Source organism: Chitinophaga sp. (genome assembly GCF_036566945.1).
Lineage (GTDB): Bacteria > Bacteroidota > Bacteroidia > Chitinophagales > Chitinophagaceae > Chitinophaga.
The window spans coordinates 1-8,384 of record NZ_DATCVJ010000647.1; the positions used below are offsets into that span (position 1 = coordinate 1).

Annotated in this window: 9 protein-coding genes and 1 pseudogene; 9 read left to right on the top strand and 1 reads right to left on the bottom strand. The window is 45.4% G+C overall.

The genetic code is table 11. The features are described 5' to 3' along the window. Positions 1–580 (bottom strand): carboxypeptidase-like regulatory domain-containing protein (locus tag VIP81_RS19690; RefSeq protein ID WP_331965048.1); only part of this gene is annotated, 580 nt, incomplete at its 3' end. Positions 581–940: 360 nt separating this feature from the next. Between VIP81_RS19690 and VIP81_RS19695 the strand changes: the two genes are divergently transcribed. The 9 genes and pseudogenes from VIP81_RS19695 to VIP81_RS19735 all read left to right on the top strand — a co-directional run. Further along, positions 941–1,483 (top strand): sigma-70 family RNA polymerase sigma factor, encoded by a 543-nt coding sequence (locus VIP81_RS19695; RefSeq protein ID WP_331965051.1) that lies wholly within the window; start codon positions 941–943, stop codon positions 1,481–1,483. A gap of 85 nt (positions 1,484–1,568) precedes the next feature. After that, entirely contained in the window at positions 1,569–2,627 is a 1,059-nt protein-coding gene (locus VIP81_RS19700; protein ID WP_331965054.1) for a FecR family protein, read from the top strand. A 100-nt stretch (positions 2,628–2,727) separates the two neighbouring features. After that, on the top strand, positions 2,728–3,384 hold the full coding sequence (locus tag VIP81_RS19705) for a GDSL-type esterase/lipase family protein (protein ID WP_331965059.1): 657 nt from the start codon (positions 2,728–2,730) through the stop codon (positions 3,382–3,384). 12 nt (positions 3,385–3,396) lie between these two features. After that, positions 3,397–4,260, top strand: coding sequence for an endonuclease/exonuclease/phosphatase family protein (locus VIP81_RS19710; protein WP_331965062.1), 864 nt, complete (start codon positions 3,397–3,399; stop codon positions 4,258–4,260). A gap of 24 nt (positions 4,261–4,284) precedes the next feature. After that, a complete protein-coding gene (gene bglX / locus VIP81_RS19715) occupies positions 4,285–6,564 on the top strand; it encodes a beta-glucosidase BglX (RefSeq protein ID WP_331965065.1) in 2,280 nt (759 codons plus the stop codon). A 109-nt stretch (positions 6,565–6,673) separates the two neighbouring features. Next, the gene (locus tag VIP81_RS19720; RefSeq protein WP_331965068.1) at positions 6,674–7,135 is read left to right on the top strand and encodes a GNAT family N-acetyltransferase; all 462 of its coding nucleotides are present in this window, start codon (positions 6,674–6,676) and stop codon (positions 7,133–7,135) included. Positions 7,136–7,187: 52 nt separating this feature from the next. Continuing rightward, the gene (locus tag VIP81_RS19725) at positions 7,188–7,655 is read left to right on the top strand and encodes a YMGG-like glycine zipper-containing protein (protein WP_331965071.1); all 468 of its coding nucleotides are present in this window, start codon (positions 7,188–7,190) and stop codon (positions 7,653–7,655) included. A 104-nt stretch (positions 7,656–7,759) separates the two neighbouring features. Beyond that, complete coding sequence (locus VIP81_RS19730) at positions 7,760–8,191, top strand: hypothetical protein (protein WP_331965074.1); 432 nt, start codon at positions 7,760–7,762, stop codon at positions 8,189–8,191. Next, positions 8,188–8,384: pseudogene (locus tag VIP81_RS19735) on the top strand (hypothetical protein); the annotation flags it as partial. The gene VIP81_RS19730 and the pseudogene VIP81_RS19735, both read left to right, overlap by 4 nt.

Consider the following 8,384-nt stretch of genomic DNA (forward strand, 5'->3'; position numbering starts at 1 on the left):
ATACGATGTTAAGGGAAGTACGATCACCCACCACTTCTTCCACCGGCGTAAAACCAATAGAAGAAAAGACGAGTACCGCTGCAGGCCCTGACACGGTGATGGAAAAGGTACCATCTTCTTTAGACATCATGCCATTGGAAGTACCTTTCTCCTGAATCATGGCGTTGGGTATGAGCTGGTTGTTGTTATCCCTTACCTGCCCGGACACCTTTATTTTCTGCGCAGGCTGGCTCAGGGTCTTGTCAGCGTCGTCTGTTAGTTTTTTGGATGGTAACTGGTACTCGCCTACCCTGTCTTTTTCCACGACAGTATAGTAGTTAGGCTTTACGTACAGAAATACCAGTTCATTGGGATACAACACCCCTTTCAGTACATCTTCCAGCGATTTCCCGGAAAGATGACTCAGATCATAGGTGGTAGTTTTCTTTTTCATAACCTGTGGATCGTACACAAAGTCAGCTTTGAACTCCTTTGTAATCAACTTCAGTGCGTCCATTACAGGGATAGCTTTCTGTGCATACAACTGGCCGCCGGCCAGCAAAAGCAACACAAGCAAGCGCTTAAAATAGCGAAGCGTCATAGTTGGCGTGGATTTAGTTCGTTAGATAAAATGGATTTTTTCCCTTTATAAGGGTAAAGTGACCGGAATGATTTTTTTTACCCCACCCGTTCCTAACTATTTTTAATTTTTTTTCTTTCACCGGTGGCGCAGCTATGGAAGGGCATATAAATGTTACAAATAACGTATTCATATCTTTCATATAACCAATACCATTATTCATTTTTTCGGGTAGATTGTACCAAACAGACGCCTCGACATATTGGCGCAATAACAATCGCTTAACAAACAGAAGTGACCATTCCGAGGAATTATATAATCAGGTGTTTCCGTTTTTCTCTAATTTTGCCGCCATAAATTCCACAAATCTCTAACCTGGTAATGGACGAAACAATTTTTCAGCATATAATAAATGGCGACACCAAGGCTTATGCTGAATTGTATAAGGACTATTACCGGAAATTTTATAACTACGGCCGAAAATTTACCAGCAACACCCCTCTGATAGAAGACAGCATCCAGGAAGTATTTCTGGATCTGTGGAAGAGAAGGGAGCAGCTGACCCACGTTACGGCGCCGAACTTCTACCTCTATTCTTCCTTTCGGTATGTGCTGCTCAGGAAAATAAAGCAACATGACAAAATGGTGTTTAATCAGTCCGGAGAAGAACATATTGAGTTTTCCATCGAAAACGTTATTATCAATCATGAAGGGGATGAAGAGTTGCAGCAGAAGCTGCAAAAGGCCATAAAATCGTTGACAGGCCGTCAACTGGAAGCTATCTTTCTAAAATTTTATGAAAATCTTTCTTATCCGGAAGTCGCTTCCATCCTCAACATTTCTGTAAAGGCAACCTACAAGATCATGGCCAGGAGCTTGTCTGCGCTGAAAGAAAAAGTTATGTTCTTATCTCTATTATTTTAATATTTGTCGCGCCTTCAAAAATTTGTAGAAAAAAAAGCAGAACCGGTGGGGTAAAAAAGGGGGGACTGAGTACTATTCATTATAAATGGAAAACAACCGCATCACTGATACATATTCACATTTTAAAGAAAGTGACTTTCTTGCGGACACTTATTTTCAGGAATGGGTATATTCGCCCACGCCGGAAACAGAGCAGTTCTGGCAGCAGGTCATCGAAACTTTTCCTCAGCAAAAGGCCGTTATTCTTCAGGCCCGGTTGTACCTGAGCAAAATCACTTTCAAACAACAGCTACCTGCGGAAGAAGCAGTGGAAGCCTCACTCCGGCAACATTTGCTGATGATACAGGCATTGCAGGAAAAGGAAGTACCTTTGAACAAGGTGCGCCCCACCTTGTTTTCTGTCCGCAACCTGCTCAAAGTAGCCGCCATTATGGGCGGAGCAGTATTGCTCACCTATTCTTATTTCTTCTACCAGGATAAATACAATAAACAAATAGCGCAAACCGGCTTTGGTGAAATACGCCATGTGGTATTGCCGGATGGATCGGCAGTAGACCTCAACGGCAACTCCTCCATTTCCTATAAACAGGAATGGAAACCCGGACAGCCCCGGGAAGTATGGCTGAATGGAGAAGCATTTTTTGACGTCGTCCATCTGCAGGCAAAGGATAAATTCCTGGTACATACCAAAGATCTGACGGTAACCGTGCTGGGCACCGTTTTCGATATCCGGCAAAGACGCCATAAAACAGAAGTGGTACTACAAAGCGGGAAAATAAAACTATCCTTTAACAACGGCGATGCGCATGATGTCCTGATGAAACCGGGAGAAATTATTTCCTACAACGATGCCGTGCAAAAAATTGAGTCGGCGCCTATTGCTCCTGAAAAATTCACGGCCTGGAAAAATCATCAGCTGATCTTGACCAATCCATCTGTTACCGATATCCTGGCTTATCTGGAAGATAACTTTGGGAGAAAGATTGTCGTGGAAGACCAACAGTTGGGTCAAAGAAGTATCAACGGCCCTATCCTCCTGAATTCCCTGGACGATGCCCTCTTTGTACTTTCTACCATATTGAATACAGAAATTATTAAGAAAGATTCCGGCGCCATCATCATGCGTCCAAGAACGAACCCGTAACAGGATTTCCTGCCTTTACTGAAAATATTTTTCTTCGTACATGGGGTAATATAAAAGCAATACATCACTATAGGAAGTAACGCTTTTTAAAATCCGTTTTATGAAGAAAATATTTGCAACGGTCTTCTGCTTTTGCTGCCTGCTAACAGGCTACGCACAGCAGCAATATCCTTTTTACAACGACATCCAGGCATTCAAACAACAGGACTCCATACATCCGCCTGTTAACGATGCCATCCTCTTTATCGGCAGTTCATCCTTCACCTACTGGAAGGATGTTGCGGCCTACTTCCCGGAGCACCACATCATCAATCGCGGCTTTGGCGGCTCCAGTCTGCCGGATGTGATCCATTATGCCAACGACGTCATTTTTGCCTACCATCCCAAACAAATCGTTATTTATTGCGGAGAAAATGATCTCGCCACAGCGGATACTGTGACGGCCGACAGCGTAGTACAACGCTTCTGCCAACTCTTCACCCTGATCAGAAGCAGGATGCCAGATATCCCGGTGACCTTTGTGTCGTTGAAGCCAAGTCCCAGCAGAAGCCGGCTGATGCCGCGTATGGTGGCCGCCAACCAGGCGATAAAAAAATACCTGCGCAAGCAAAAGCATACTTCTTTTGTAGACGTATATCATAAAATGCTGCAGAAAGACGGCACCGTAAAAGCTGATATTTTCAAAGCAGATCAACTGCATATGAATGCCCAGGGGTACAGCATCTGGCAAAAAGCAATCGCACCGGCACTTAAATAAAAAACAACTTTTATGAAACAAAGATTCGTCTTTATACAATGCTGCTTCATCCTGGGTCTTTGCAGCCCCATCTTACTAAAAGCACAAAAGAAAACACAAATACAGGTAGCCACCTACAACCTGCGCCTAAACCTGGCCTGGGACAGTGCCAATGCGTGGCCCCACCGGAAAGAAATGGTGAAAGACCTGATACAATACCATGGGTTCGATATCTTTGGTGTACAGGAAGCTTTATCTGACCAGATGAAAGACCTGGAAGAAATGCCGCAATATGCACATGTAGGTGTGGGTCGGGAAGATGGAAATACCAAAGGAGAATATTCCGCTATCTTCTACAACAAAAATAAATACCAGGTGATCCAGTCGGGCAATTTCTGGCTGTCGCCCACACCAGATAAGCCTTCCAAAGGCTGGGATGCTGCATACATCAGAATTTGTACCTGGGCTTGTTTTAAAGTAAAGGCCACGGGAAAACAGTTTTTTATGTTCAACACCCACTTCGATAACGAAGGAGTAGTAGCCAGAGAAAATGCCGCCCGCATGATCCTGGAAAAAATTGATGCTGTGGCGGCAAAAAATACCCCCGTGATCATCACCGGCGATTTCAATTCCAATCCGACGACCAGTGCCTATGGCACTATCACCAAAAAGTTTTCGGATGCCAAACTGGTCGTGGAAACAAAGCCTTATGGCCCCGATAGCACCTTTAATGATTTCAAATACCACAACTGGACTAAAGTAGTGAAAGAAGGCCGCATCGATTTCCTGTTTGTTAATCCACAAATTCGTGTGCTGAAATACGCGGTGCTAACGGATTCCAAAGACCTCCGTTTTCCGTCCGATCATTTTCCGGTCACCTGCCAACTCGAATTTTAATATAAGTCATACTAACATTCTGACATGAAATATTATAAACTACTTTTCCTCCTGGCACTCAACTTCGGCTACCAGGCAGGCTTTGCTCAAAATACAAAAATGAAAATTTTTGTAGATGGCCTGATGAGTAAAATGACGACTGAAGAAAAGCTGGGGCAGCTGAACCTGCTGACTTCCGGCGAAGTGATTACCGGCGCCGCTGTGAGTACAGACGTTGAAAAAAAGATCAAAGAAGGTAAAGTGGGCGCATTGCTCAACATGACCAAGCCTGCGGATATCAAAAGGGCGCAGCAAATTGCCGTAGAACAATCCAGGCTCAAAATTCCGTTGCTCTTCGGACTGGATGTAGTACACGGATACAAAACCACTTTCCCCATTCCCCTGGCCCTCTCCTGCTCCTGGGATATGGATATGATTGAAAGAAGTGCCAGAGTTGCCGCGATAGAGGCCAGTGCCGACGGCATCAACTGGACCTTTTCCCCGATGGTAGACATTGCACGCGATCCTCGCTGGGGCCGCATTGCAGAAGGTTCGGGGGAAGATCCGTACCTGGGTTCCAAAATTGCCACCGCCATGGTAAAAGGCTATCAGGGCAACGATCTGTCGCAAAACAATACCATCATGGCCTGTGTAAAACACTTCGCCCTTTATGGCGCAGCTGAATCCGGACGTGATTACAATACCACCGACATGAGCCGGGTGAGGATGTACAATGAATATTTCCCTCCTTATCTCGCTGCTATAAAAGCAGGTGCAGGCACGGTGATGACCAGCTTCAACGAAGTAGATGGCCTCCCCGCCACCGGCAACAAATGGCTCATGACAGACGTATTGCGTAAGCAATGGGGCTTTAATGGGTTTGTAATAACGGACTACACGGCCATCAATGAAATGATAGCCCACGGTCTGGGTGATTTAAAAACCGTGTCCGCACTGGCCTTGAATGCCGGCACTGATATGGACATGGTAGGCGAAGGATTTATTGGTACGCTTCCAGCATCTCTGCAGGAAGGAAAAGTATCCATGAAAAACATTGATGCCGCCTGTCGCCGTATCCTGGAAGCAAAATATAAACTCGGTCTTTTCGATGATCCATATCGCTATGGCAGCGGTAACAGGTCTCAAACAGACATCTATACCGCAGCACAACGCGATGAAGCGCGCAAAGCTGCCACTGAAAGTTTCGTGCTGTTGAAAAATCAGGCTAACCTGCTTCCTTTGAAAAAGCAGGGCAGTATTGCCCTGATTGGCCCACTGGCCGATTCACGCACCAATATGACTGGCACCTGGTCCGTTTCTGCCGACATCACAAAGCATCCTTCCCTGCTGGAAGCGCTTCGAAAAGAAGTGGGCACACAGGTAAAAATCAACTACGCGAAAGGTGCTAATCTGACGGCCGACTCCATGCTGGAAATAAACAGCACCATGTTTGGCCGCTCGCTTCACCGCGATAACCGTTCTGCCGAAGCATTGAAAAAAGAAGCACTTGAAATGGCTGCGCAGTCAGATATCATTGTGGCCGCGTTGGGCGAATCTTCTGAAATGAGTGGAGAATGCGCCAGCAAAACAGATATCGGCATCCCCGATACACAAAAGGAATTGCTGGCGGCACTGATAGCCACCGGTAAACCGGTGGTACTGGTGCTCTTCGCAGGCAGACCGATGACGCTTGGCTGGGAAAATCAACATGTACCCGCTATCCTGAATGTTTGGTTTGGAGGCTGCGAGGCAGGTGGAGCGATTGCGGATGTATTGTTTGGTGTCGTAAATCCTTCCGGAAAACTGACCACTACTTTTCCGCAAAACGTTGGGCAAATTCCGCTGTATTACAGCCATAAAAATACCGGGCGCCCCATTGCCGGCGACGACAAATGGTTTACCAAATTCCGGTCTAACTACCTCGATGTGTCCAATGATCCGCTCTATCCTTTTGGCTACGGTTTAAGCTATACGTCTTTTTCGTATAGTGATATACAGCTCAACAGTCACACGATGAAAACTGGCGGTAGCCTTACCGCCAGTGTAACGGTGACCAACACCGGCAGCTGCGCCGGCACAGAAGTGGTACAGCTTTATATCCGCGACATGGTGGGCAGCATTGCCAGACCCGTAAAGGAATTGAAAGGATTTCAGCGTATCACGCTGCCCGCGGGTGCCTCTCAGCAGGTTACGTTTACCATTACAGAAAATGATCTCAAATACTATAATAGCGAACTGAAATTTGCGGTAGAACCGGGAGATTTCAAATTATTTATTGGCACTAACAGCCGGGATGTAAAAGAAACCGACTTTAAGCTGCAATAAAGCGATTATCATCAGAGAGACGGCTGCGATATACTTGCAGCCGTCTTTTTTTATGTCGGGCACGCTGATATGAATGGATTTGGCCTATATTAGTTAGAATTAAGGAACCATGGAAACTATTCACATCAGAAAGGCCATATTAGCGGATCTGCCCGTCCTGCTGGAGTTTGAACGGGGCATCATTGCCGCAGAACGTCCGTACGACGACACTTTAAAAGACGGAACTTTTCATTATTACGATATCGCCGCCATGATAGCTGCATCGCACGTAGAAGTGCTGGTAGCAGAATGTAATGGTCAGGTGATCGGCTCGGGCTATGCGCGTATACAGGACGCCAAGCCCTATCTTTTATTTCCACAATATGCTTATCTGGGATTTATGTATGTGGACCCGGCACACCGGGGCAAAGGCGTTAACCAGCTAATCGTGGAAGGACTTAAGGCGTGGGCATCTTCACAGGGAATGGTGGAAGTACGATTGGACGTATATGATGAAAACCAGGCTGCCGTTAAGGCATATGAGAAAGCCGGATTCCGGAAATTGCTTGTAGAAATGCGCCTGCCATTGTAAATTCGGAGTTTGGCACAATTTTCGACAAGTGGCTGTCAAAAGGATTTTAACCATGAAACAATTACTTGTAGCCTTAGCAGCAGCAGTCGTTTTCTTTTCCTGCAAAAGCAATGCTGATAATGCCGCCGCTATAGAGAGTGCTAAAAAAGCCACTATTGATTCGATGAATAATGTAAGTGCCATTAAACAGCAGGTAGTGGACTCCATGAACAATTTAAAGAAACATAAACATACGCCATCTGATGGTGCGGTAACGCCGGGATATGCCGATGCAGAGATGAACAATCCTGCTCCTGCAGCACCGGCGGCACCAGCCGCTCCGGCGAAGAAAAAAGGATGGAAAGGATGGAGCCATACTGCTAAAGGTGCCGTTGTTGGCGCTGGTGCAGGTGCTGTTACAGGAGCCATCGTGAATAAAGACAGGCTGAAAGGTGCGGCGATTGGCACATTGATCGGCGCTGGTGTAGGTGCAGGAACGGGCGCGATTGTAGATCACAAAAAGAAGCAACAGGGACAGTAAGTATGCTTTAGTTGATATTGGGAAAGCCTTGCAGCGGAATGCTGCGAGGCTTTTTTGTTTCCTCAAAAGACTAATATTAACCTTATATTTGTTATATTTGAGCTATGGACAAAGCTTTATCAAATAATAAGAGAGTGGTGGTTGTATACTGGAAAAACAAACAAGAAGACCCTCTGGAAGTATTTTCCAGTTTAAAGAATTTTTGTCTCAGTTATAGAGAATACAATTACAACACGCTTAGCAATTATCTGAGTAGGGAGAAAATAGCTTATGACAATGAGCTGGTTCGTATTGAGCGTAAAATCGTTATTCTAAAGCCTAAAGCAGAAAAAAAAGCACCCGTTAGACAGATAGCAGCTGTGGTACGAAAAGTCCCCTTAAAAGAGGCCAACGATGGCATACATGATCTCGAATACTGGCTATCTAAGTCAGTGCAGGAAAGAGGTGCTGCTGCGACTTTCCTGATGTCGCAATTATTGAAGAAGGGACAGCGACTTGACAAAACCATCATTATAAAGAAAAAGCTTAAGCGATGATACTGGCACAGGATTTTGAAGATTTTGTAAAGTTACTTAATCAACATAAGGTAGAGTATATGGTCGTAGGAGGCTATGCATTAGCCTTTCATGGGAAGCCACGAAATACCGGTGATCTGGATATCTGGATAAATATCTCAGAAAAGAATGCGGTAAAAATGCTAAAGGTGTTGAAAGAATTTGGTCTTGCATC

Coding starts and splice junctions, on each gene's coding strand:
- VIP81_RS19695 (WP_331965051.1), top strand. CDS start 941: ATGGACGAAACAATTTTTCAGCATATAATAAATGGCGACACCAAGGCT.
- VIP81_RS19730 (WP_331965074.1), top strand. CDS start 7,760: ATGGACAAAGCTTTATCAAATAATAAGAGAGTGGTGGTTGTATACTGG.
- VIP81_RS19725 (WP_331965071.1), top strand. CDS start 7,188: ATGAAACAATTACTTGTAGCCTTAGCAGCAGCAGTCGTTTTCTTTTCC.
- bglX (WP_331965065.1), top strand. CDS start 4,285: ATGAAATATTATAAACTACTTTTCCTCCTGGCACTCAACTTCGGCTAC.
- VIP81_RS19705 (WP_331965059.1), top strand. CDS start 2,728: ATGAAGAAAATATTTGCAACGGTCTTCTGCTTTTGCTGCCTGCTAACA.
- VIP81_RS19710 (WP_331965062.1), top strand. CDS start 3,397: ATGAAACAAAGATTCGTCTTTATACAATGCTGCTTCATCCTGGGTCTT.
- VIP81_RS19720 (WP_331965068.1), top strand. CDS start 6,674: ATGGAAACTATTCACATCAGAAAGGCCATATTAGCGGATCTGCCCGTC.
- VIP81_RS19700 (WP_331965054.1), top strand. CDS start 1,569: ATGGAAAACAACCGCATCACTGATACATATTCACATTTTAAAGAAAGT.